Raw genomic sequence first — 22,646 nt, 5'->3', positions numbered from 1 at the left:
GCCTTCTGCACCATGCCTCACTTAACCATTGAATACTCTGCCAACCTTAATCCTGACCCCCACGCCTTGTTGACAGCGCTCAATGAGACATTAATTCAGAGCGGGCATTTTGCCGAGTTTGATATTAAAACGCGGCTTTTTCCTGTGGAATATTTTTTAATTGGCAACCAAGGCCAACGTGCTTTTGCTCATGCTTGTTTAAAACTAATGCCTGGACGCAGCCTAGAAATTCGCGCAGACTTAGCGCAGCGGCTTAGCCAAACATTAAGCCAGCAATTAAGTCATGCCACTGAGCTTCATACTCAGTTCAGCGCCGAAGTGCTTGAGTTGCACGCTCCGACTTATAGCAAGCACTTTAGTTCTAACTGCTAAACACGCAATTAACTCGTCATTGCCTTGTTGAAAAACAAGCTAAACGTCTTAATAGAAATACTTTGGAGGAGCACGCAATCGATTGGATTGGTATGAGACTAAGACATCTGGGGGTTTAACCAGAATTAAAAAGCGCAGCGATTGGAGCGGATGATGGGAATCGAACCCACGACGGATGCTTGGGAAGCACCAGTTTTACCATTAAACTACATCCGCACGCCTAATTGACAATGCCTGCTAAAATGGCAGGTTGTATTAATTATTATATCCCAACTGCCGCTGCATCGCATCATGAATTCTGAAAAAAATCCTAAAGACTTTGGTCATATAAAAAGTTTTGTTTCGCAACGCGCTCATATGACGCCTAGTCAAAAAGACGCCTACGACCGTTTGATGCCAGTCTGGGGCATCCCTTATGAAAACCGTATTCTAAATCTAGAAACAACGTTTAAACGCCAAGCCCCTACCATTCTAGAAATTGGCTTTGGTATGGGGGAAACCACATTAAAAATTGCTCAGGCACGTCCAGAAGACAACTTTTTAGGTGTAGAGGTTTTTCCTTCAGGTGTGGGATCGTTACTAAAACGTATTGAAGAAAACCACGTCGAAACTATTCGCATTATTCAACACGATGCTGTAGAAGTCGTGCGAGATATGGTGCTGCCAGCCACTTTGGCCGGTGTACACATTTATTTCCCAGATCCCTGGCATAAAAAGCGTCACCACAAACGCCGTTTGATTCAACCTCCATTTATCGAACTTTTGGCCTCACGATTAGCGCCAGGTGGTTATATTCATTGCGCAACAGACTGGGAAAACTATGCCCAGCAAATGCTCGAGGTATTATCTGCTAGCCCACTACTTACTAATCAATTTAGCGATTACGCACCTCGGCCGGAGTATCGTCCGCAGACCAAATTTGAAACACGTGGATTACGTTTAGGTCATGGGGTGTGGGACCTGTTATTTTCTCGTAACACCACGCCCAACCCAGAAACCTTACAAATGGAGAAATAAATGCAAATTATCCTAAATGGCGAACCCCGTTCTTTTGAAGGACAAAATATCTACCAACTGTTACAAAACCTGGGTTATGTAGATAAGCGTATTGCAGTAGAGCTCAATGGTGAAATCGTGCCCAAAAGCCAGCATGCAGACACTTTGCTAAATGAAGGGGATCAACTCGAAATCGTGGTCGCAGTAGGTGGGGGCTAATCACTCTCTCACAAAGCTTAACAATCCATACTTAATTTATCTCCGTGAACTCTGCATAATAAAACAGTGTCATCAATCCAATCCTATTCCAAGGAGTAGTGCAATGAGCGTTTTAAGTTTTTTGAAAGATGTAGGAGCCAAAATTCTTGGTAGCACTGATACGTCCCCAGCGACCTCTGATGAGCTAAAAAAAGAGTTAGCCAAACACAATTTGGATGCTGAAGGGATTCAAGTCAATGTAGATGGCGATAAAGTAACGGTAACAGGTGCAGCAGACACCACCGAACAAGCAGAAAAAATTGCTTTGGCGTTAGGCAACACCATGGGCGTATCCGAGGTAAACAACCAACTTCAGGTGGCTAAGCCTGCGCCTGAGGCACGCATGTACACCGTTAAATCGGGCGACACGTTATGGAAAATTGCTGAAGAAATGTACGGCAAAGGCAAAGGCGCTCAATATAATGTTATTTTTGAAGCCAATACGCCTATGCTAAGCCACCCCGATAAAATTTATCCAGGGCAAGTGCTGCGCATTCCCGAGCTAACCGCCTAAACAGTTAACAGCTTGCTCTAAATCGCCCTAGGTTTTCCTAGGGCTTTTTTTATACCATCGCTAATGGCAAGCACTACCCCTATCGAATCTGACTTAACGACGGCGACGGCCTTTGCCCTTGCCACCGCGAGCACCACCACCGCCTAACATACCACCTAGGCCACCCATCATGCCACCTAAACCTGGCATACCGCCGCCCCCCATACCACCAAGAGCGCGCATCATTTTAGCCATGCCGCCGCCTTTCATTTTTTTCATCATGCCTTGCATTTGCTCGAACTGCTTGAGTAACTGATTAACCTCTTGGACAGGCACACCAGAACCCAAAGCAATGCGGCGTTTGCGTGATGCTTTAATAATTTCAGGCTTTTCACGTTCAGCAGGGGTCATTGCATTAATAATGCCTTCAGTACGGGCCATTTGCTTTTCTGCTTCCCCGCCTTGGATTTGTTCTGCTGCAGCTGAAAACTGGGCAGGTAGTTTTTTTAACAACGAGCCCATATCACCCATTTTTTTAACTTGCTGAAGCTGCTCTTTAAAGTCATTTAAATCAAAGCGATCACCAGCTTTGATTTTTTTAGCCATTTTTTCCGCTTCAGCAATATCAATATTGCGCTGAGCTTGTTCAACCAGGCTGACAATATCACCCATACCCAAAATACGTTGGGCCATGCGCTCGGGGTGAAAAGGCTCAAGACCGTCTAGCTTTTCAGACACCCCTACAAACTTTAATGGTTTGCCGGTAATATGACGTACTGATAAGGCCGCACCCCCGCGTGCATCCCCGTCTAATTTGGTTAAAACCACCCCAGTTAAGGGCAAGGCCTCAGCAAAAGCCTTGGCCACGTTCACCGCGTCCTGACCCTGCATAGCGTCTACCACAAACAAGGTTTCAATCGGGTTAACGGTATCGTAGAGTAAACGGATCTCTTGCATCATGGCCTCGTCAATACCGAGGCGACCTGCCGTATCCACAATCAAGACATCATAATGATGTCTACGAGCATGATCCACAGCGCGTGCAGCAATGTCTTGGGGCTTTTCTGTGGCACTAGAAGGCAAAAAGTCCACACCGACTTGGCCTGCTACGGTTTCAAGCTGGTCAATCGCTGCGGGGCGATACACGTCGGCACTAACCACGAGCACTTTCTTTTTACCCGTTTTACGACCATTTTGTGTGTGACCGCCTTCGGCAAGCCATTTCGCTAATTTACCCGTTGTGGTGGTTTTACCTGCCCCTTGAAGCCCTGCCATTAAAATAACAGCAGGAGGTTGTGTCGCCAAAGAGAGCTCTGAAGCCTGCTCACCAAGGTCGGCCCCCATGAGCTCGGTTAACTCTTTGTGCACAAGACCCACTAAGGTTTGACCAGGGTTGAGCGAATCGGCGACCTCTTGGCCCAAAGCCTGTTCTTTGACCTTGGCGATAAACTCTCGTACCACAGGTAAAGACACGTCGGCCTCAAGTAAGGCCATACGGACTTCACGCAACATTTCTTGGGTGTTGGCCTCAGTCAATCGGGCTTGGCCACGCATTGTTTTTACAACACGTGACATACGTTGGGTAAGATTTTCAAACATATGGCTGGTTTCGCTTAAACTATAGAATAGAGGAGACAGATTAAATATGGTTTACTGTGGCATCGTGCCTGAAAACCTTTACCTACCCTGTCGATAAATATGTCTGCAAGTATAGTATTTCATGGATTGGCGGCCATCGCCTACGCTGTATTGGCTTTATCCTTATGGCTGCCCATACAAAAATACCAACGATCACCCCACCTAGACCGTACCTTCAGAACGGGATTACTAGGCGCTATTATCATTCATGGCACCGGTTTGTTATTAGCCATTATTATGCCTCAAGGTCTGCATATAGGCTGGGCCAGCGCATTATCTGCGGGGTTATGGCTAGGTATGGTGGTATTTTGGTTTGAAAGCCTATACCTACGGCTGGATAGTTTATTACTTATATTACTACCTACTGCTGCCATAGTCAGCTTAATTGCGGCGCTTTTTCCGCATGGCGTCTTTGTTACCTCAGAAACCAGCGAATGGTTACGCATCCATTTATTGATCGCTTTGGCTTCGTATGGTTTAGCCGGTGTAGCGGCCTTACATGCTATTTTAATTACTGTACTCGATCGTCAACTGCATAAACCAGTACAGCGCGCAGGCGAACAAAACACATGGTACAGAGCGCTCGACAGCATGCCCCCCCTTATGATCCAAGAAGACCTGCTGTTTCGCTTGATTCGTATGTCTTTTTTTGCGTTGACTCTTACCGTATTAACGGGTGCCGCGGTATCATTACGCTTGGTCGATCAACTTCTTCCTCTTGATCACAAGACTTTTTTCACCTTGTTGTCTTGGTTTACTTTTGGCGGTTTATTGCTCGGCCGCCGTATCCGAGGCTGGCGAGGTCGTATTGCTTTACGCTGGACCTTAGTGGGTTTTAGTTTTTTGTTTCTGGCCTATTCTGGAAGCCGGTTTGTGTTAGACGTTATTTTGCAGCGAGGTCCTTTTGGCTAAATTATTAATTTGGGTGGTGGTTATTATTGCCGCTTTGTTTATCACCCGACTCATCACTCATAAAAAAAATACCGTGCGCGCTCGTCCGGGTCGCGCGCCCACCCCAAAAGGGGCCGAGCAAATGGTACGTTGTGCTCACTGTGGTATTTATCTACCCCGCTCAGAGGCCCTCATGAGTAATGACCACACATGGTGTAGCTTGGACCACGCAAAGCTTGGGCCGCGCCACTAATGCAGCTAGATCGTCATGGGTGGCTGCACCTTTCAGATGGGGTGCAGCACGCTGTTTCCCCTAACCACAACGAACGCCCCAACCTCTCTACGCCTTTGTTGCTAGTGGTGCATAATATTAGCCTGCCACCCAATCAATTTTCTGGGGATGCCATCGTACAGTTTTTTCAAAACAAGCTCGATTTTAATGCGCATCCTTGGTTTGAAAACATTCGTGGCGTTACCGTTTCAGCCCATTTTTTAATTCGGCGCGATGGTCATTTAGTACAATTTGTATCGACCGATGATCGCGCTTGGCACGCGGGCGAGTCTTTTTTTGAAGGGCTAACCGGTTGCAATGATTTTTCTATAGGCATAGAACTAGAGGGTGCCGATCACATTGCTTATACCGCCAAGCAATACGAGTGTCTAAGTAGACTAACCGAGCTCCTATGTCAGCGCTATCCGATTCGCGCCATACGGGGCCATGAGCATATAGCCCCAGGGCGCAAAACAGACCCTGGGCCAAGTTTCAATTGGTGGCAGTATGCCCACCAGTGTCATTTACCTTTGCGTTTTTTCCCGTTGGATTAATCCATAGGCATCAAATTTGAGCGTTTAATATCAGCCAGTTGGGCGCAACCTGCTAAGGCCATCGCCACCTCAAACTCAGCTCGTAATATATGCAGAACATGAGCAACACCCGCAGCACCCGCAGCGGCTAAAGCATACACATAGGGCCGCCCAATCAATACGGCCTGCGCCCCAAGAGCTAAGGCCGCAAACACATCCGTACCACGACGTATGCCTCCATCCATTAAAATGGGTATGCGTTGGTCTACGGCCTGTGCAATCAAAGGCAAAACCTCCCAGGCTGTAGGAGCAGCATCCAAGACACGGCCACCATGATTTGAAACAACAATCCCCGCCGCGCCGACCTGTACCGCCTGCTCAGCATCTAAAGGATGCAAAATCCCCTTTAAAAACACAGGCAAAGGGCTTTGCTTTATAAAGTGTGCGACCTCATGCCAAGTGGGCCGAGTAGCTAAATAACCCGTACCAAATAATGGACTCTGACCCGCCCCAACCACAGGAGGCGTGATTATCTGCATGCCTTTGAGGTTTACCGCGGCGACCTGATCCGGCAGTGCAAACTGTGCGCGTTGCTCGGTATTACGAATACCATTAACTGGTGCATCCACCGTTAACACAATTGCCTGTACGCCCGCAGCTACAGCTCGCTGTAATAAAAGCTCTGTGGCCGCTTCATCTGGCTGCCAATACCACTGCAACCACTGCGGCCCTGGCGCATGCTGTGCGATAGCCTCGATGGTCTGAGATGCCTGCATGCTAATAACAAAAGGCGTTTGCATGGCAGCAGCACCTAATGCAGCAGCTAGCTCGCCCTCGGCATGAGCGAGTTTCTGATACGCTACGGGTGCCAAAAATATGGGAAATGCATACGTTTGGCCTAATAAATGCAATTGAGTGGAAGCATGGCTTAAATCATTTAATACCCGCGGCCAAATACGATAAGGACTACCCGCCTCATTGCGGCGTATAAGCTGCTCATCAGCCGCGCCACCACTAAAGTACGCCCATGCTTGAGTGCTCATACGTTCGTAAGCATATGGCACATAGTCTTGCACAGCGACTATCTCAGCAGGTATAGAGGTTAAAGGCGGCAACATTGTTGTCATTAGAGTTCAGCCCATTCGCGTAATAAATTATGGTAGACGCCACTTAATCGAGCTAGTTCGCTGGGTTGCGCATCGCTAGCAGCCAAGCGTTGAATGCTTTGATCTAGCTCCCACAACATACTACGTTTATGTGCTTGCCTTACCATGCTCTGAGTCCAAAAAAATGATGCCAGTCGACGTCCTTTGGTAACGGGGTTCACTCTATGTAAACTTGTGCCTGGATACAATACCAAGTCCCCCGCATTCAGCTTTATCGACTGCTGACCATAAGTGTCTTCAATCACAAGCTCACCGCCTTCATAGTCATCTGGATCGCTTAAAAAAAGCGTTGACGAGACGTCGGTGCGCAAGCGTTGCGTTGCATCAGCTAAAGGAAAAATGGCATTATCAATATGATTCCCATAGGTGCCACCACCTTGATAACAATTAAAGCGCGGCGGTAAAATTTTTGCCGGCAAAGCGGCCGCCACAAACGTTGGGTTGTTATTCAAAATATGCAAAAGAAACTCGCCTACCTGTTGAGCTATTTCACTATTTATAGGCAGTTGCAGATTCGTTTTAACATGCTGTGCTAAATAGCCCGCTGTTTTTTTGCCCTCTTCCCACGTTGCACTCAATAAGGCGTGTTGGCAGTCGTGCACCTGCTCAGGCGTTAATACCTGAGGAATGGTAATAAGCATACAAAACCCTCACTCAAAAACCCACTGCATCATCATAAACAAAACCGCCCCCTAAGGGGCGGCACCTCGGCTGCATCAGCTCAAGATTTACTCAAAACGATAAGTGGCATTAAGCATATAAGAACGACCTGGGCCAACGTTTGCAAAAATGCCTACATGAGAAGCATCATACACACGTGTGTTACTGATGTTATTGACGTTGAACTGCAGGTTAAAACTCTTGTTCACATCGTAACGCACCATGGCGTCGTACACAGTATGAGAAGGAAGCTTTAAGGTATTTCCATCATCTACAAAACGTTGCCCTACATACGTTACCCCTGCACCGGCAGTCCAGTCAGGCATAAACTTGTATGTAGTCCAGAGCGAGGCGCTGTTTTTGGCGATAAATTTGATTTGATTACCATCAAAAACATTTTTGCCATTACGGTATTTTTTGATCTTAGGATCTAAATACGTGTAACCAGCCCATACATCCCATTTCGGAGTGATGGCACCCGAAGCACTTAGCTCTATGCCTCGTACACGGTTGCTACCAGCCAAAGACACATTACCTGTTAACGGATCGGTAGAGCGCGCATTGGTTTTATCTGTTTGGAACACCGCTGCGGCTAAGGATAATTTCTCATCCATTACATCCCACTTGGTGCCTAGCTCCCAAGAGTGACTTTTCTCTGGTTTTAGATCATGCAATTGCGCACCGCCTGCAGGGCCATCAGCCCCACCCGCCTGACCAAAGTTTTCCCCTGCTGGGTTGGAAGACGTACCATACGACACATAGATGGAACCATTATCCACCGGTTTATACACCACACCGGCTTGGTAATTCCAAAGATTATCTGTACGGGAATTATTTTTAACTGTGTCCGTCACTTTGAATTTGTCGTAACGTAGACCAGCATTCACAGACCACTGCTCGTTTAGCTTAACTGTATCAAACACATAAACAGACTGGGTCTTAATAGAGCCATCTTTAGTTTTTGGCCCATAAGCAAAGTTTGTGGTGTAAGGACGGTTTGGATTTGGGTTCCAGAAAGAATCTGTATCAGTACCTGGACCGCCTGTCATAGTTTTAGAGTAAATGTCTTCTTTACTGAACTCTATCCCAGCCGCAATTTGATGCTCTAACTGGCCTGTTTTAAAGTGCCCAAACAGATCTGTTTGGTTAATCAGGGATTCGCTCTTACGCCAACGCATACGATCAGAACGGGTGAACTGCAAGCCCGCATCTTCAGTCGCGCATGAGCCTGTTGCCCCTGCCACACAATTATCAAAAGATGGACGCGTGTAGAGATAGTGATTAAGACTGGTTCCGTAACGGGTAATATTTCGTACGGTAAAATCGCGATTTAAATCATGCTCTATCTCGGCCGTTGCTGTATCAAAGGTGTTTTCACGGAAATCCACCTCTTTACGACCATAGTAGTTTTCGCGATCGACCTTAATGGGTTCGATACGATCAGGATTAGCCTGATTACGGAAAGGAATGCCCCAATCAGGCGTGTCTTTATTCACAATATGTGAATAGCTTAGTGTGGCACGTGTGGGAGTTCCTAGACCAAAAGAAATAGAAGGTGCCACCCCCCAGCGATCCATTTTCACCTCATTGCGACCGGGTACATCACCACCGGTGCGCATTAGGTTTAAACGCATTGCCGCCGTATCAGTAAATACATAGTTGCCATCTACCGTTAAACGGTGCTGGCCGCCGTTACCAATACCCGCGCTGCCTTCAGCAAAATTTTCCAACTTGGGCGTTTTGGTTACCAGGTTAACACTACCGCCAGTACCACCACGGCCGGTATACGCTGAGCTTGGACCCTTAATAACCTCTACGGACTCTAGATTAAAGGTTTCGTGTGAGCCACGGGCGTAATCACGCACGCCATCAATAAAAATATCTGTACTGGCTTCATAACCACGAATAAATGGTCGATCCCCGGTTGGCGTACCCCCTTCGCCAGAACCCAAAGTAATGCCCGGAGTGGTACGCAACACATCTTGTAGGGATGTGGCTGCGCGATCCTTAATCAACTCTTCAGAAATCACATTGACGGTGCGAGGAGTGTCTAATAAGGGAGCAGTCATTTTCAGGGAGCTAGCATCTTTAGCTTGATAAGCATCTATATTTGCCCCTCGCACAGAAATAGTTTTTAACTGCTGTACTGAATTGTTGCTTGCTTCTTGAGCAAAAGTAGGTACCGCTAACGCACTACAAATGGCGCTGTAAAGCACCTTTTGGCTAAAGGATCTAGCCAACGGATAACTGCTAAGCATCACATTCTCCTGGAATGAATACATTTTGATAAGATTTACAATTTGACAAATGATAATCATTATCATTCACAAACGCAAATCAAGTCTTATTACTCCTTGTACCGTTGGCATTAGGCAACAAAAAAGGCGATGGAATCCATCGCCTTTAGCATTTCAGCAAAAGAAGCGCTTAGTTTTTTAACAATAAGCGGTTCATACGCTGCACAAACAACGCCGGCTCATCTAAGGTCGCGCCTTCAGCAAGCATGGCCTGGTCTACCAACAACGCTGCCCAGTCGCTAAAGTCATCCTCTGCAGCTTCATTAATACGGCTAATTAAGCTGTGTTCGGGATTAATTTCAAGAATAGGTTTTAGCTCTGGTGTTTGTTGGCCTGCCGCTTGAAGCATACGCAATAAGTGCGGGCTCATTTCATTTTCATCTACCACTACACACGCAGGTGAATCCACCAAACGCCCAGTGATACGTACTTCTTTGACCTTATCACCCAACGCAGTTTTCAAACGCTCTACTAAGGGCTTGTATGTTTCTGCTATTTGCTCTTGTTTTTTCTTTTCCTCGTCGTCTGCTAGCTCGGCAAGATCTAAGCCGCCTTTAGCTACTGACACAAGAGCTTTACCGTCAAATTCATTCAAGAACGACAGCATCCACTCGTCTACCCCTTCACTAAACAACAGGACCTCGATGCCTTTTTTGCGGAATACCTCGAGATGAGGGCTGTTTTTAGCAGCAGAATAAGAATCTGCTGTGACATAGTAAATTTTGTCTTGACCCTCTTTCATGCGCTCGATGTAATCAGCAAACGACACATTTTGCACGGAAGTCTCATTGTGAGTCGAAGCAAAACGTAACAAGCTAGCAATGCGATCTTTGTTCGTCGAATCTTCGCCTACCCCTTCTTTGAGCACAGAACCAAACACCTGCCAGAAACTATCGTATTTCTCTACTTGGTTTTCCGCTAAGTCTTCGAGCAATGACAAAATACGGCGAGCAGAACCATCACGGATCGCACGCACATCACGACTTTCTTGCAAGATTTCGCGAGATACGTTCAAAGGCAAATCAGCGGAATCAATCACACCACGTACAAAGCGCAGATAGTTCGGCAACAACTGCTCGGCATCGTCCATGATAAACACGCGTTTTACATACAGCTGCACGCCACGCTTGGCATCGCGATCCCACATGTCAAACGGAGCACGTTTGGGCACATACAGCAGCTGGGTGTACTCGGTACGACCTTCGACACGATTATGTGTCCAAGCAAGTGGCTCCTCAAAGTCATGAGCAATATGTTTATAAAACTCAATGTACTGCTCGTCTTCGATCTCGTTACGGGAGCGAGTCCATAACGCATTGGCTTGGTTAACGTTTTCCCACTCGTTTGTGCGCAGATTTTCTTGTTTTTCTTCGTTCCATTCCTCTTTGCGCATTTGTACAGGCAGAGAAATATGGTCAGAGTAACGACGCAAAATAGAACGCAAGCGCCAGTTATCAGCAAACTCGGCATCCTCTTCGCGTAAATATAAGGTAATAGCCGTACCACGGTCTGCTTTTTCAGCAGGCGCGATGGTGAACTCACCTTCGCCAGTGGACTCCCACAATACAGCCTCTGTTTCAGCAGTGCCTGCACGACGCGTTAAGACAGAAACTTTTTCCGCTACGATAAAAGACGAATAAAAACCCACCCCAAACTGCCCAATGAGCTGAGAGTCTTTTTTGCTGTCACCCGTTAGCTTGCTAAAGAACTCTTTGGTGCCAGAGCGAGCAATGGTACCCAGGTTTTGAATGACCTCGTCACGGTCCATACCAATGCCGTTATCTGAAATGGTAACGCTACGGGTATCCTTGTCGTAATCCACACGAATGCGTAGCTCCGCCTCGCCTTCAAGAAGGTCTGGTTTGTCAATGGCTTCAAAGCGCAGTTTGTCACACGCATCGGAAGCATTGGATACCAATTCGCGTAAAAAGATCTCTTTGTTGGAATACAAAGAGTGAATCATCAAATGCAGTAGTTGTTTTACTTCTGTTTGAAAGCCGAGGACTTCCTCATTCTTTTGTTCTACTTGACTCATGTCGGTTCACATATAAGGAGAAGAGTTAATCAATATGCATATAGATGGGTGCGTTCGATAAAAATTCAAGCTCTATCCACAATTTCTCAAAAAAACCTGCATTACCAAGGCCTTACTTGGTATGGGCCCCCGCTTTATGCCATCATAGATAGCATGAAACACGTTATTCACACCCAAGGGTCGGCTCCCATTAAAATCTGGACCAATGATATTGACCCAGCCGCATTAGCCCAACTACAAAACGTCTCTACGCTCCCTTTTGTTCATTCTCATGGGGTCGTAGCCATGCCCGATGTACATGTCGGTATTGGTGCCACCGTAGGAAGTGTTATTGCAACGGATCATGCTGTCATTCCAGCTGCAGTAGGGGTAGACATAGGCTGCGGTATTAATGCGGTACGCCTGTCACTTAAAGCCACCGACCTACCTGATAATTTGGCACCTATTCGTCATCAAATTGAGCGCGATGTACCTCTGGGCGCGGGGCCAGCAGGTACACACAAGCCTAAAAATATGCCTAAGTTCGATACAGAGCTATCTGCACGCCTAAAGCAACTAACAACAAAACACCCCTTGCTAGAAAAAAACAATGCTCAGCGTCAAATTGGTACCTTAGGTTCAGGCAATCATTTTATCGAGATATGCTTGGATCAAAACGATGACGTATGGGTGATGCTGCACTCAGGCTCTCGCGGTATTGGTAATTTAATCGGACGCTATTTCATAGAAAAAGCCAAAAAACGCATGGAAGCGTTTGGTATTCAGTTACCGGATGCTGACTTGGCTTATTTACCTGATGACAGTGACGACTTTGATGATTACGTGGAAGCCGTGCAATGGGCTCAAGACTACGCCTTTGAAAACCGCCGTGTCATGATGGCTAAAACCATTGCAGCCTTACGCCGCCACATAAAAAAACCGTTTCAAATCACGCAGGAAGCCATTAACTGCCATCATAACTACGTCGAACAAGAAGAACACTTTGGACGTAAGCTCTGGGTGACACGCAAAGGGGCTATTCGAGCTAGAGAGGGTGATTTAGGCGTGATTCCCGGCAGCATGGGGCAACGTAGTTACATCGTGCGCGGTAAAGGGAATATTGATTCCTACTGCTCGTGTGCTCATGGTGCAGGCCGTAAGTTCAGTCGTACCCAAGCCAGAAAGCAATTTAGTGTAGAGGATTTGCGTGCGCAAACAGAAGGTGTAGAGTGCCGCAAAGATGCTGCCGTACTAGACGAGTTGCCGAGCGCTTACAAAGACATTGATGAAGTGATGGCTAATCAAGAAGATTTAGTGGAAGTCTTGCACGTACTAAAGCAAGTGGTTTGCGTTAAAGGGGCGTAGTCTTAGCGCAAAATACACCTCGTTAAGAGAAGCACTTTGCCATAAATGACTACGCCCATATCATCGCCCTAAAAAGCCTGCACTGCCGTTAACTAGTAATAGCAACGGCTGCGACTTTGCTAAAGCACGAGGAATTAGTCGTTACGTTCTGTAACCAAAACCAAATGATAGCCAAACTGGGTTTTAACAGGGCCTTGAACCACGCCTACTGGCGCTGTAAATACCACCTCATCAAACTCAGGCACCATTTGACCACGACCAAATGTTCCTAATGCCCCGCCTTGGTGGGCGGAGGGGCAGCTAGAGTTTTGCTGAGCCAGTTGCGCAAAATCGGCACCTGCTTCAATGGCGCTTTTTAATTCCTGAGCGCGGGCTTCTGTTTCTACTAAAATGTGACTTGCGGCTGCTTGTGCCATAAAAGACTCCTTATTAATACAAGCTAAAAGAGTAACCCAACTTCTTAGCCGCTTCTAGTCATGTGGGCATAAACTATCACTTATTCGAGGATTATGCCCGACTCAATTTTTGCATCAGCGTATCAAACGCATTGGCAAACTCCTTTCTATCGCTTTGTGACAAGGCTGCTGGCCCTCCTACCTCTACACCCAAGCCGCGCAACTCCTCCATGACATTTCGCATTGTTAAGCGCTCTCTGATGGTATCCGTTGTAAAACGCTCCCCCCGTGGGCTGAGCACATGGACTGCTTTTTCAACTAACTGTGCAGCCAGTGGAATATCGCCTGTAATCGCTATATCGCCTGCTTGGGCCTGCGCCACAATATAATCATCAGCCACATCAAACCCACGTTGCACCTGAACCGCACGTATCCATGGCGAAGGCGGCGTACGCAACGCCTGATTCGCCACTAAGCACACTTTGCACTGCCAGCGCTGCGCGCCTCGATACAAAATATCTTTAATGACCACCGGACACGCATCCGCATCCACCCAAATCTGCATACCAAGCTCGCTTATTTAAACACTTATTAAGGGTTTGATTATGACACCCAGACTCAGAACTCTGCCATGAGTTATCACCTAGACTTAGACAAATAAACTCTGTGTCTTTAGCTTTTGAAAAATTGCTTGCGTATCTGCTCTGCTCCCTCTATAATTTATTTTTGCTGCTACCAGATAGCTCGTGCCCGAGTGGTGGAATTGGTAGACGCGTCGGACTCAAAATCCGATCCCGAGAGGGGTGCCGGTTCGATTCCGGCCTCGGGCACCATTAGCATAAAAAACAGACCGCAAATGCGGTCTTTTTTTTCGTCTTTTGATTGTTAAAGCCACTATTCATGCGGTTTTCAGAGCTTCGATCAATTTTGAAAGTCTACCGAGGTCAACTGAAGTCCATCCACATCAAGCGATTTTTGTTGGTACATTTGTTGGTATAAGCTGGTTCGATAGAAATTTGTACCAACAATTAAGGATCGAATATGGCTCTCACCAATACACAAGTTAAAAACGCTAAACCTAAAACTAAAGCTTACAAACTCACCGATGGTGAAGGCATGTATCTTTTAGTAAATCCTAATGGCTCTAAGTATTGGCGACTTAACTACCGCTTTCAGAGACAACAAAAAACACTAGCTCTTGGCGTATACCCACTCATCTCAATAGCTGAAGCGCGAGAGGCACGAAGCGAAGCCAAAGCTAACCTTGCCAAAGGCATTGACCCCAATGATCTAAAAAAAGAGGTTGCCTTGGAGTCCGCTCCTGAAACCACCTTTGAATTCATAGCACGACAATGGCACGCCGCTAATAAAACATGGACAGCAGACCATCGCGCTCGCGTTTTACGTTCATTAGAGAAAGATATTTTCCCCTATATAGGCAACAAGCAAGTTAGTGAACTTAACACTCCCCAACTTCTGGCACCCATCAAACGAGTCGACAAAGCAGGCAACTACGATACAGCCACTCGCCTACAGCAACGAGTCACTGCTATTATGCGCTTCGCAGTGCAAAACGGCTTGATTCATTACAATCCTGCGCAAGAGTTATCGGGGGCGCTAAGCGTTAAGAAAACCCAACACCGCCCTGCGCTTGATCTCGACCAGTTACCCTCCCTACTACAGCGTATAGAAAAACACCAAGGCAGAATCCTAACTCAGTACGCCATCCGATTTGCGCTGCTCACCTTTGTGCGCTCCAGTGAAATGCGATTTGCTCGTTGGTCAGAAATCGACTTTGATAAAGCCATCTGGACTATACCTGCAGAACGCCAACCCATCGAAGGCGTAAAATACTCAAACCGTGGCTCAAAAATGCGTACTGTCCATATCGTTCCTTTAAGCCGACAAGCTTTAGACCTGCTGAAAGCAATTCATTTCTACAGTGGTAAGCATGAGCTGATTTTTATAGGTGATCACAATGCCAATAAGCCCATGAGTGAAAACACAGTCAATAAAGCACTAAGCAATATGGGCTATGACACCAAGACAGAACTCTGCGGGCACGGCTTTAGGGCTATGGCTTGTAGCGCCCTCATCGAGTCAGGCCATTGGTCTAAAGATGGTATAGAGCGCCAAATGAGCCACCAAGAACGTAATTCAGTACGAGCCGCCTACATTCATAAAGCAGAACACCTAGAAGAACGCAAACAAATGATGCAATGGTGGGCTGATTACATAGATGCGAATAAGAATCATTACGTAAGCCCCTTTGAGTTTAATCGACAAGACAAATAACGCTCTCTCAATACCCTTCAAAAAAGGCAGTGTTCGAACTGCCTTTTTTTTTTCCTTTATCTAGCCTATCTCTTAGCTAGCTTGCTGTACTGTTATCCTTATCATTCGCAAGGGCTTTACTCGCAGCGATATCCTCAAATAACTTAACCAAATTTTTTTCACCCTTTAATAAATTCATGAATTTATCCTCTACGGCTCGTTCAATTCTTGCTTTTTCTTGTAGCAGTTCATGAATTTTTATTAAGTCCTTCATGAGACTTCGGTAAATTTTATAATTTTGATCACTAACCACATCTCTCACTGGATGCACCTCCAGCAAATAGTTGTTTAGCCCAGACTTATTTTTCTTTTTACTTAGTTCGGCAATTACAGCTTCAGCCAACTCATGGTCAACACGCTTCACTTCAGACACATGACTCTCCTAGAAAACATAAAGATGAATTAGGCAAATTAGCACAAAACTATTAGACTTTGAAATTAAAAAATACAAATCATAATAATATTTATTTGTATTACAGATTTTTTCATACCTATATCACCCTAGTGAACCCGGCAGAGCATTGGCTCTGCCTTTTTGTTTTCTAAGGAGATCAGTATGTCATTTGTTCATGAGTGCCCACGTTGCCTCTCTAAGCGAGTGCTCACTAAACACACAGGTCGCAAAATTGGCGCAGGTATAGGCGCAGTGGCGGGTTTTGGTTCAGCGATCAGTAGTGCGGCGACCGGAGCGGCTACAGGGGCTTCGTTTGCCATTCAAAACCTCTCAGACAAAAGCCCTTCCCCTCAAACCGTTCTCAGTGCGGTGATAGGTGGGTTAGTCGGTGGTGTAGCAGGTTGTGCCGCAGGTGCAGCGTTTGGTGACGCCCTTGATCAAACCGTGTTTGATAACTACGAATGCCTTGATTGTGGGTATAGCTTTAGTTATGTCGCCAACTCGGATCATTAACAGCCTAAAGAACTGTCTTGCCCCTTTTCTTATTGATTAGCCCGATGTGATTGCATCGGGTTTTTTTACGCCTTTTAGGAGTCCATCATGCAAACCCAATCCTTACCCCAACCACGTCCTACCTATCGTCCTGCTCTACGCTTAGTGGATACCAAAACCCTTGATCACTCAGAATGGCTCAGTGTCCGTAAACAAGGCATTGGTAGCTCGGATGCAGCCACCGCCATCGGCTTAAATCCATACCAATCACCGCTTGAACTGTGGATGGTTAAAACGGGACGAGATAGCGCCTTTCAAAAAGAAGAGAGCAGCATTGGTTATGCACCGATGCACTGGGGTACACAGCTTGAGCCCCTAGTTGCCAAGCAATACCAAACTCACACAGGCCATCGGGTACGCCGTGTCAATGCCGTCCTACAGCACCCTGACCACCCTTGGATGCTAGCGAACATTGATCGTGAAGTGGTCGGCACGGCTGAGGTGGATATTTTAGAGTGTAAAACCGCAGGCGAATTTGGTGCGAGACACTGGCGAGATGGCGTACCTGAATATGTACAAATCCAAGTCCAGCATCAGTTAGCCGTCACAGGTAAACACGCCGCCGACGTAGCGGTCTTGATCTGCGGACAAGACCTACAGATCCATCGCATCTACCGAGACGATGCTGTGATTGCTCGCTTGATTGAACTAGAAGCCAAATTTTGGCATTACGTACAAACCGACACCCCGCCACCTGCGGATGGCTCAGAGTCAGCCGCTAAAGCCCTCCAAGCCTTATACCCTCACGATAACAGCGAGGAGCTAGACTGGAGCCAAGACAGCAGCAAGTCAGCCTTGTTCGGAGATCTGATTGCCATTCGTCAACAGGCCGATCAACTGAAACAACGTGAAGAGCAACTCAAACAACAAATCCAAGAGCAAATGGGCGATGCCAGCAAAGCGCTGTTTGAGACAGGCTCGGTAACATGGAAACGCAGCAAAGACAGCGTTACTTTAGACACCAAACGTCTCTTAGCGGATCACCCTGAGCTACTACACCAATACAGCATGACTCGCAGTGGTAGCCGTCGTTTTTTAATCCAAGCCTAAAGCCTATTTCATCACAGCATATAGCCAGCCCGTCGTCACTGACAGGCTGGCTTTTTTACGTTTTATAAGGACGACATCATGATTAAAGGATTAATGATTACCCCACCGACCTTAGGTCGTATTGCCATTGGTCGTGTGGTAGAAAAAAACGGCAAACGTCTGCCCATCAAAGACGATCAGTTCACTATCACCAGCCAAGTACAAACCAAAGACGGCTGGATACCTCACCCTTTAGATAGTGCCTTACGCAACGGGGAAGACAAGCTACGTTCTATCCCTATACGTCTGCTCTTTAACGAGCCAGACCTCAATCTACGAGCCGAATACAGCCTATTTGACCGCACATCAGGCCGACCGCTTTGTGTAGGTAATGGTGAGGCTTGTAAACGTGTTACACAAGGCGGTATGCAGTCTCTGGCCTGCCCTGCTCCTGACCAATGTGAGTTTGGGCAAAGCGGTTACTGTAAGCCCTACGGACGCTTGAACGTCGTGATTGATCAAGACGATGAAATGGGAACCTTCATCTTTAGAACCACGGGCTTTAACAGCATTCGTACCCTTGCGGCACGACTGCATTACTACCATGCGGTATCCGGTGGCTTATTAGCGTGTATGCCTTTAGAACTCAAACTACGAGGCAAAAGCACCACCCAAAGCTTTAGGTCTGCCATTTACTACGTGGACATGACCATCCGAGAAGGACTGAGCCTAGAAGAGGCCATACAAGAAGCCCAAGCCTTGTACCAACAACGCCTCAGCGCTGGCTACGACCAAGCGGCTTTAGATAAAGCAGCACGACAGGGATTTGCCAATGGGGCTTTTGAGGACAGTGAAGACGAAGCCTTAGAAGTCATCGAAGAGTTTTACCCTGAAGCCCACACACAAGCCCAGTCTACTCAATCCACTACCCTCGCCGACAAGCTAGAGCAACGTGCGACAGCTTAACCCCTACCTACCCAAACAACATACACGCCACCCTAAACAGGTGGCGTTTTTTACGTCTAAAGGAATTGATCATGCGTTATCACAAAATGAAAGCCTGCCCCAAGTCTGGCCTGTATCTGATGGAGTCCAACGTGCTTTCAGAAGCGGATATATTAACAATGGCAAACCAGCTCGCCAGAAAGCGCCTAGCTAAAGGCCGCAGCATCAGCAGCCCACAAACCGTTAAAACCTACCTGCAAAATTTACTACAAGACTACGAGCATGAAGTCTTTGCTGTGCTGTTACTGGACAACAAAAACAAAGTAATTGGCTTTGAGGAGCTGTTTAGAGGCACCATCACCCAAGCCCCTGTTTACCCTAGAGAAGTGGTTAAACTTGCACTAGAACGCAATGCCGCTGCCATTATCATGACCCACAACCACCCATCGGGAGACCCTACGCCCAGTCAGGCAGACATTGAGCTGACGAAACAGCTACAGAAAGCGTTAGCGCTGGTGGATGTAAGGGTGTTGGATCACATTGTAGTGGGGATGGAGGGGTGTGAGTCGTTGGCGGATCGCGGTGAGATCTAAAAGCTAGCAGCAACAAACGATAAGACTTTAACCCCTTCTACGACGCTGAGGTTAAAGTCTTTTAAGATAGCCTGTTAAAGCCCCAGCTTTTGTACTAACTTTTCCATATAAAGCTCGTCATCTTCTGGAAATAAAATATGTTTATTTTCCATACTGGTTTGAGTTTCTCCTGACCAAAGACTTTCTAATACCGCAGCACGAGTTTGCGAAATGATAAATGAGTGCAGCTTAATATTTCTCTTGCTCTGGTTGTTAGCGTGTAAAGCTCGTTCTAACTCTTTAATGCTAAGATAAAAGTTGATCTTGGGGTCATTCGCCTGGAGTTGGCGTAAGCCTTTAGGATCGATAAACACTACATGTTGATGTTCTTGATACTTTACCCACAAAATAAAGTCAGGTTCAAAGCCACCATCAATAAATACGCCCACCGCACCTTTACCCGCTATATTGCGCAGCAGATAAACCTCTGCCTCACTAGGAAATACGTCATTATCCCACGCTTTTTGCACGGCAATCACAAAGTCAGCCTCACCTTTATTCAGTGGTACAGGCGTTACTTGATAGTCCACCTTTTTCGCCACTAAAGTAAGCAAAGGCTGGTAAAAATGGCGCTCATTAAATAGAAACTGTAAGCCAGCATCTACAATGGTGTCCTGCCATTGCTGTACATCATTAGCAGCAATCTGATCATTAATGTTTTGTAATTCGTCGTAGACGTTTTCGTGACGTACAGGATCAAGGGTAATCAAATACCCCCCCTCCGGCATATCCTCACGCACATTAGGTAAATAACTCTTGTCGTCAGTGATGTACTTAAACTCTAACTTATCACTTTCCCACTGCTTACGACGGTAGTTATAAAACATTTCACAATACTTACGCAGCAAACTAATGGCCATATCATGCCATAGACTCACGTTTTTTAAGTTACCAAGCTCCATCATAGCCGGCGGAGCTTGTAGCTCATACCAACTGCTATCGCTTAGCAACTCGTTAACCACCTTAGGCGATAGGGTTAAATTAGACCAACGCTTGCTACGCTTAAAAGCGAGTAACTCAAAGTACAGCTTGTCATTGTCTAGCAGTATTAAATGTGCAGAAGTAAGTCGCTGAGTCTTCCCTTGTAGTGTGCGGGTATCCCCATCTGTCGCAAAACTGCCTATACGAGGATAAAAGTCCACCATCACACGAGCAGGGTTACAAAAATAAGCACGTCCGGCATCGCTAAGACGCTTTGGTGGCAATAGCACCACCTGCTCAGCCAACTCTAGAAATGCGGAACCTGCGCCACCAATAGCACGGTTAGCCACCTTATCTTTTACGCGAATAATGCTTAAGTCTTGAGGCAAATTGGGCATGGGTTTTAGCGACAAAGCCACCTCAACAATACCCTCATTCACAGGTATATCTTCATCTTCCAACTGCTTGCGAAATTGATCAATATAATCTGCATTTAGACCAAAAATATTCAAGGTTTCAAGCACGGAAATATGCTTAGGCCGCTCCACATTATGCAGCTTTAACTCAGTCGCAATATCGGCTGAGCGTTTTAGCGTAGTATTCCACCCTTTTAAGCGCACTCCTCGACCAAATAGTTGGATAATTTGCGCACCTTCGCTTTTACCTACGTTCATGAGGGTCATGTTAGAGACACGCCAGCTACTCCAACCTTCAGTAAATTTGCGTGATCCTAATAACAGGTTTACTCGGGAGTTAGGTTTATTAATATCATTAAACAATGAAGTGCCAAAACGAGCATCTTGTACTAGCAAGCCATGGTCTTCACATAAGCTTAATAATTTAGCTGGCTCACCAATATTAATAACACCAAAAGGCGTGCCCGCCTCACCTGCACGCAACGCGATTTCACCTTGCACACCAGTAATGTTTTCTAAATACAGCCTGCCGCCACTAGAGTGAAAGACCTCCTCTAGCATGTTGATATACAAGTTTTCTGGGCTTTCACGTAGTTGCTTTAAATAATCAAAACGCCCATGTAAATAATTCACACCACCTTGAGCCACTAAGCCTTCATTAAGCAAAGTACGAATGGCTGCAATAGCTTCGGAACGACTGGAAAGCACCTGATCAATAAAGCTAAGCACCTGTACCATGTCATTAGCTTCTATTTTTCCTTCTTTGGTTGTTAAAGAAGTAGCAACACGTGAGGTAACAAATACCCACAAAGGTTTTTCTAAGTTAAATGGTGCGAGTTGTTGAGTGTGGTTTTGGTACAAATGCATCTGCTGGTAAAAACTCAGCAAGGACGCCATTTGATACAAAAATTCGTTTTGCTCAACCCCTTTTTCAATGTTGAGCACTTGCGATTGCTTACCATAGCCATCGGCATAGAAATGGCGATAAGAGTAATCAAACAAAATAGCTTTGGTGTACGACTGGCGCAGGCTAGTGCCCATCTCTTTATTAACGCTGTCATTAAGCGCGCTTTGAGCAAAAGTGGCCGAGTACTCAAAGGTAAAGCCCTTAGCCGCCAGTTGCCTGCGATAACGATACCACACACCATCACCACCACTAGCCGTACCACGGTGGCCTTCGTCCACTAGCAGCAGGTTATTATCACCAAAAGCAGCTACAGCCACGGTTTTATCGCCTTGACTATCAGCAAGCTTATTGATGTCGATCACCACCACGTCGTTAGCAAATAAGTCGCCCGCATTAGGTGAAAACTCACTAGCCTGAATGCCTGATGCCTCAAGCTCAATTAAATGCTGGCGAGTTAAACCCTCATTAGGGGTAAGTAAAATCACCTTATTGAGTTGACTCGTTTTACCGTAGTGGTTGCTACCATAACGCTCTTGATAAAAGCGGTACTGCAAAATATTGGCGTGCATCACCAAGGTTTTACCTGAGCCTGTCGCACTCCAATAAGCGACTAAATTAAGTTGCGGCCATAAGTCATCGTTAATATCAATAGGCAACAACTCCTTATGTCTATACTTTTCTTCCTCTATCCACTTAGCATTCCAACGTTCTATTTGCTGATTTAAACCTGCCACCAATACTTCAGGCTTGGTAAATAAGTAATCCAAATAGATTTCAGTGAACAAAAGCATCAAGTATTGAAAATACTTCCACTCAATAGGCTCAAGTCCCTTAATCTGACGACCTGCATTGATGGCTTCAGTGTGTATGGAAATGCGGCGATCATACTCCAATAACTCTTCATCGCTTAGCTGTACATCATCAGTGATGTTTTCACGCAAGCGTTGAATAATTAAATGCTCGCCTGCTGCATTACGTCCGGCGGTCTCACCATGCATTTGAAAGCGATCACAAAAGGCTTCCAACGTGGCTTTTTGCATGCCCTGCTCTACTTCAAAAAAGCCACTAACCGAGTCTAACCCAAATAAAGAGAATAACCATTGGTTCAGCACCAGATGGTGGCGAAACGCCAGCTCTTTCTTTTTTGTATTTTTAGTCATGGTTACC

Annotated in this window: 22 protein-coding genes and 2 tRNA genes; 14 read left to right on the top strand and 10 right to left on the bottom strand. The window is 46.3% G+C overall.

All coding sequences use genetic code 11. The features are described 5' to 3' along the window. The first annotated feature begins 12 nt into the window (after positions 1–12). A complete protein-coding gene (locus tag ACBP46_RS02925) occupies positions 13–372 on the top strand; it encodes a 5-carboxymethyl-2-hydroxymuconate Delta-isomerase (protein ID WP_371015232.1) in 360 nt (119 codons plus the stop codon). Positions 373–514: 142 nt separating this feature from the next. On the opposite strand, the gene ACBP46_RS02920 is transcribed toward ACBP46_RS02925, so the two are convergent. Further along, positions 515–588 (bottom strand) — tRNA-Gly (locus ACBP46_RS02920). A 75-nt stretch (positions 589–663) separates the two neighbouring features. Between ACBP46_RS02920 and trmB the strand changes: the two genes are divergently transcribed. The 3 genes from trmB to lysM all read left to right on the top strand — a co-directional run bounded on the left by trmB (position 664) and on the right by lysM (position 2,140). Next, complete coding sequence (gene trmB / locus ACBP46_RS02915) at positions 664–1,389, top strand: tRNA (guanosine(46)-N7)-methyltransferase TrmB (RefSeq protein WP_371015231.1); 726 nt, start codon at positions 664–666, stop codon at positions 1,387–1,389. After that, positions 1,390–1,587 (top strand): sulfur carrier protein ThiS, encoded by a 198-nt coding sequence (gene thiS / locus ACBP46_RS02910; RefSeq protein ID WP_371015230.1) that lies wholly within the window; start codon positions 1,390–1,392, stop codon positions 1,585–1,587. It begins immediately after the preceding gene. A gap of 103 nt (positions 1,588–1,690) precedes the next feature. Beyond that, the gene (gene lysM / locus ACBP46_RS02905) at positions 1,691–2,140 is read left to right on the top strand and encodes a peptidoglycan-binding protein LysM (protein WP_371015229.1); all 450 of its coding nucleotides are present in this window, start codon (positions 1,691–1,693) and stop codon (positions 2,138–2,140) included. A 93-nt stretch (positions 2,141–2,233) separates the two neighbouring features. On the opposite strand, the gene ffh is transcribed toward lysM, so the two are convergent. Next, complete coding sequence (gene ffh / locus ACBP46_RS02900) at positions 2,234–3,718, bottom strand: signal recognition particle protein (RefSeq protein WP_371015228.1); 1,485 nt, start codon at positions 3,716–3,718, stop codon at positions 2,234–2,236. Between the two features lie 99 nt (positions 3,719–3,817). Between ffh and ACBP46_RS02895 the strand changes: the two genes are divergently transcribed. From ACBP46_RS02895 to ampD, 3 genes are read left to right on the top strand one after another with little or no spacing between them, the layout of a single operon-like run. Next, the gene (locus ACBP46_RS02895; RefSeq protein WP_371015227.1) at positions 3,818–4,669 is read left to right on the top strand and encodes a cytochrome C assembly family protein; all 852 of its coding nucleotides are present in this window, start codon (positions 3,818–3,820) and stop codon (positions 4,667–4,669) included. After that, a complete protein-coding gene (locus ACBP46_RS02890) occupies positions 4,662–4,901 on the top strand; it encodes a PP0621 family protein (protein ID WP_371015226.1) in 240 nt (79 codons plus the stop codon). Before ACBP46_RS02895 ends, ACBP46_RS02890 begins: the two co-directional genes overlap by 8 nt. Continuing rightward, complete coding sequence (gene ampD, locus ACBP46_RS02885) at positions 4,901–5,473, top strand: 1,6-anhydro-N-acetylmuramyl-L-alanine amidase AmpD (protein WP_371015225.1); 573 nt, start codon at positions 4,901–4,903, stop codon at positions 5,471–5,473. Before ACBP46_RS02890 ends, ampD begins: the two co-directional genes overlap by 1 nt. On the opposite strand, the gene ACBP46_RS02880 is transcribed toward ampD, so the two are convergent. The 4 genes from ACBP46_RS02880 to htpG form a co-directional block, all read right to left on the bottom strand. Next, on the bottom strand, positions 5,470–6,579 hold the full coding sequence (locus tag ACBP46_RS02880) for an alpha-hydroxy acid oxidase (RefSeq protein WP_371015224.1): 1,110 nt from the start codon (positions 6,577–6,579) through the stop codon (positions 5,470–5,472). The genes ampD and ACBP46_RS02880 overlap by 4 nt on opposite strands. Further along, positions 6,579–7,259, bottom strand: a complete 681-nt coding sequence (locus ACBP46_RS02875; RefSeq protein ID WP_371015223.1) for a Fe2+-dependent dioxygenase — start codon at positions 7,257–7,259, stop codon at positions 6,579–6,581. Before ACBP46_RS02875 ends, ACBP46_RS02880 begins: the two co-directional genes overlap by 1 nt. An 87-nt stretch (positions 7,260–7,346) precedes the next feature. Continuing rightward, on the bottom strand, positions 7,347–9,536 hold the full coding sequence (locus tag ACBP46_RS02870; RefSeq protein WP_371015222.1) for a TonB-dependent receptor: 2,190 nt from the start codon (positions 9,534–9,536) through the stop codon (positions 7,347–7,349). Between the two features lie 169 nt (positions 9,537–9,705). Then, positions 9,706–11,610: a molecular chaperone HtpG gene (gene htpG / locus ACBP46_RS02865; protein ID WP_371015221.1), complete on the bottom strand. Its 1,905-nt coding sequence runs from the start codon at positions 11,608–11,610 to the stop codon at positions 9,706–9,708. Between the two features lie 153 nt (positions 11,611–11,763). Between htpG and ACBP46_RS02860 the strand changes: the two genes are divergently transcribed. After that, on the top strand, positions 11,764–12,954 hold the full coding sequence (locus tag ACBP46_RS02860) for an RtcB family protein (RefSeq protein WP_371015220.1): 1,191 nt from the start codon (positions 11,764–11,766) through the stop codon (positions 12,952–12,954). A gap of 134 nt (positions 12,955–13,088) precedes the next feature. Here the strand turns inward: ACBP46_RS02860 and ACBP46_RS02855 are convergent, their stop codons facing one another. Next, on the bottom strand, positions 13,089–13,388 hold the full coding sequence (locus ACBP46_RS02855; protein WP_371015414.1) for a peptidylprolyl isomerase: 300 nt from the start codon (positions 13,386–13,388) through the stop codon (positions 13,089–13,091). Positions 13,389–13,461: 73 nt separating this feature from the next. Further along, positions 13,462–13,914, bottom strand: coding sequence for a YaiI/YqxD family protein (locus ACBP46_RS02850; protein WP_371015219.1), 453 nt, complete (start codon positions 13,912–13,914; stop codon positions 13,462–13,464). Positions 13,915–14,097: 183 nt separating this feature from the next. Between ACBP46_RS02850 and ACBP46_RS02845 the strand changes: the two genes are divergently transcribed. Then, positions 14,098–14,182: transfer RNA gene (locus tag ACBP46_RS02845), tRNA-Leu, on the top strand. A gap of 208 nt (positions 14,183–14,390) precedes the next feature. Next, on the top strand, positions 14,391–15,644 hold the full coding sequence (locus tag ACBP46_RS02840; protein WP_371015218.1) for a tyrosine-type recombinase/integrase: 1,254 nt from the start codon (positions 14,391–14,393) through the stop codon (positions 15,642–15,644). Between the two features lie 76 nt (positions 15,645–15,720). On the opposite strand, the gene ACBP46_RS02835 is transcribed toward ACBP46_RS02840, so the two are convergent. Next, entirely contained in the window at positions 15,721–16,056 is a 336-nt protein-coding gene (locus tag ACBP46_RS02835) for a hypothetical protein (RefSeq protein ID WP_371015217.1), read from the bottom strand. Positions 16,057–16,239: 183 nt separating this feature from the next. On the opposite strand from ACBP46_RS02835, the gene ACBP46_RS02830 reads away from it, so the two are divergent. The 4 genes from ACBP46_RS02830 (at position 16,240) to radC (ending at position 19,196) form a co-directional block, all read left to right on the top strand. Continuing rightward, complete coding sequence (locus ACBP46_RS02830; protein WP_371015216.1) at positions 16,240–16,590, top strand: hypothetical protein; 351 nt, start codon at positions 16,240–16,242, stop codon at positions 16,588–16,590. Between the two features lie 87 nt (positions 16,591–16,677). Further along, complete coding sequence (locus ACBP46_RS02825; RefSeq protein WP_371015215.1) at positions 16,678–17,679, top strand: YqaJ viral recombinase family nuclease; 1,002 nt, start codon at positions 16,678–16,680, stop codon at positions 17,677–17,679. Between the two features lie 78 nt (positions 17,680–17,757). Then, a complete protein-coding gene (locus ACBP46_RS02820; protein ID WP_371015214.1) occupies positions 17,758–18,624 on the top strand; it encodes a recombination directionality factor in 867 nt (288 codons plus the stop codon). A gap of 71 nt (positions 18,625–18,695) precedes the next feature. Continuing rightward, positions 18,696–19,196 carry a RadC family protein gene (gene radC, locus ACBP46_RS02815; protein ID WP_442512686.1) on the top strand — a complete coding sequence of 167 codons (501 nt, stop codon included), beginning with the start codon at positions 18,696–18,698 and terminating at the stop codon, positions 19,194–19,196. Between the two features lie 74 nt (positions 19,197–19,270). Here the strand turns inward: radC and ACBP46_RS02810 are convergent, their stop codons facing one another. Next, complete coding sequence (locus tag ACBP46_RS02810) at positions 19,271–22,639, bottom strand: DEAD/DEAH box helicase family protein (protein WP_371015213.1); 3,369 nt, start codon at positions 22,637–22,639, stop codon at positions 19,271–19,273. Between the last annotated feature and the right edge of the window lie 7 nt (positions 22,640–22,646).

Origin of the sequence: Paenalcaligenes hominis (assembly GCF_041359055.1) — a bacterium.
In the GTDB taxonomy this organism is placed as follows: Bacteria; Pseudomonadota; Gammaproteobacteria; order Burkholderiales; family Burkholderiaceae_B; genus Paenalcaligenes; species Paenalcaligenes hominis_A.
The sequence above is the reverse complement of the archived record's forward strand: the minus strand, read 5'-3'. Positions and strand labels throughout refer to the sequence as shown.

Coding starts and splice junctions, on each gene's coding strand:
- ACBP46_RS02840 (WP_371015218.1), top strand. CDS start 14,391: ATGGCTCTCACCAATACACAAGTTAAAAACGCTAAACCTAAAACTAAA.
- ACBP46_RS02830 (WP_371015216.1), top strand. CDS start 16,240: ATGTCATTTGTTCATGAGTGCCCACGTTGCCTCTCTAAGCGAGTGCTC.
- ACBP46_RS02880 (WP_371015224.1), bottom strand. CDS start 6,579: ATGACAACAATGTTGCCGCCTTTAACCTCTATACCTGCTGAGATAGTC.
- trmB (WP_371015231.1), top strand. CDS start 664: ATGAATTCTGAAAAAAATCCTAAAGACTTTGGTCATATAAAAAGTTTT.
- lysM (WP_371015229.1), top strand. CDS start 1,691: ATGAGCGTTTTAAGTTTTTTGAAAGATGTAGGAGCCAAAATTCTTGGT.
- htpG (WP_371015221.1), bottom strand. CDS start 11,610: ATGAGTCAAGTAGAACAAAAGAATGAGGAAGTCCTCGGCTTTCAAACA.
- ACBP46_RS02820 (WP_371015214.1), top strand. CDS start 17,758: ATGATTAAAGGATTAATGATTACCCCACCGACCTTAGGTCGTATTGCC.
- ACBP46_RS02925 (WP_371015232.1), top strand. CDS start 13: ATGCCTCACTTAACCATTGAATACTCTGCCAACCTTAATCCTGACCCC.
- ACBP46_RS02825 (WP_371015215.1), top strand. CDS start 16,678: ATGCAAACCCAATCCTTACCCCAACCACGTCCTACCTATCGTCCTGCT.
- ACBP46_RS02895 (WP_371015227.1), top strand. CDS start 3,818: ATGTCTGCAAGTATAGTATTTCATGGATTGGCGGCCATCGCCTACGCT.
- ACBP46_RS02850 (WP_371015219.1), bottom strand. CDS start 13,914: ATGCAGATTTGGGTGGATGCGGATGCGTGTCCGGTGGTCATTAAAGAT.
- ACBP46_RS02810 (WP_371015213.1), bottom strand. CDS start 22,639: ATGACTAAAAATACAAAAAAGAAAGAGCTGGCGTTTCGCCACCATCTG.
- ACBP46_RS02870 (WP_371015222.1), bottom strand. CDS start 9,536: ATGCTTAGCAGTTATCCGTTGGCTAGATCCTTTAGCCAAAAGGTGCTT.
- ffh (WP_371015228.1), bottom strand. CDS start 3,718: ATGTTTGAAAATCTTACCCAACGTATGTCACGTGTTGTAAAAACAATG.
- ACBP46_RS02875 (WP_371015223.1), bottom strand. CDS start 7,259: ATGCTTATTACCATTCCTCAGGTATTAACGCCTGAGCAGGTGCACGAC.
- ACBP46_RS02860 (WP_371015220.1), top strand. CDS start 11,764: ATGAAACACGTTATTCACACCCAAGGGTCGGCTCCCATTAAAATCTGG.
- ampD (WP_371015225.1), top strand. CDS start 4,901: ATGCAGCTAGATCGTCATGGGTGGCTGCACCTTTCAGATGGGGTGCAG.
- thiS (WP_371015230.1), top strand. CDS start 1,390: ATGCAAATTATCCTAAATGGCGAACCCCGTTCTTTTGAAGGACAAAAT.
- radC (WP_442512686.1), top strand. CDS start 18,696: ATGCGTTATCACAAAATGAAAGCCTGCCCCAAGTCTGGCCTGTATCTG.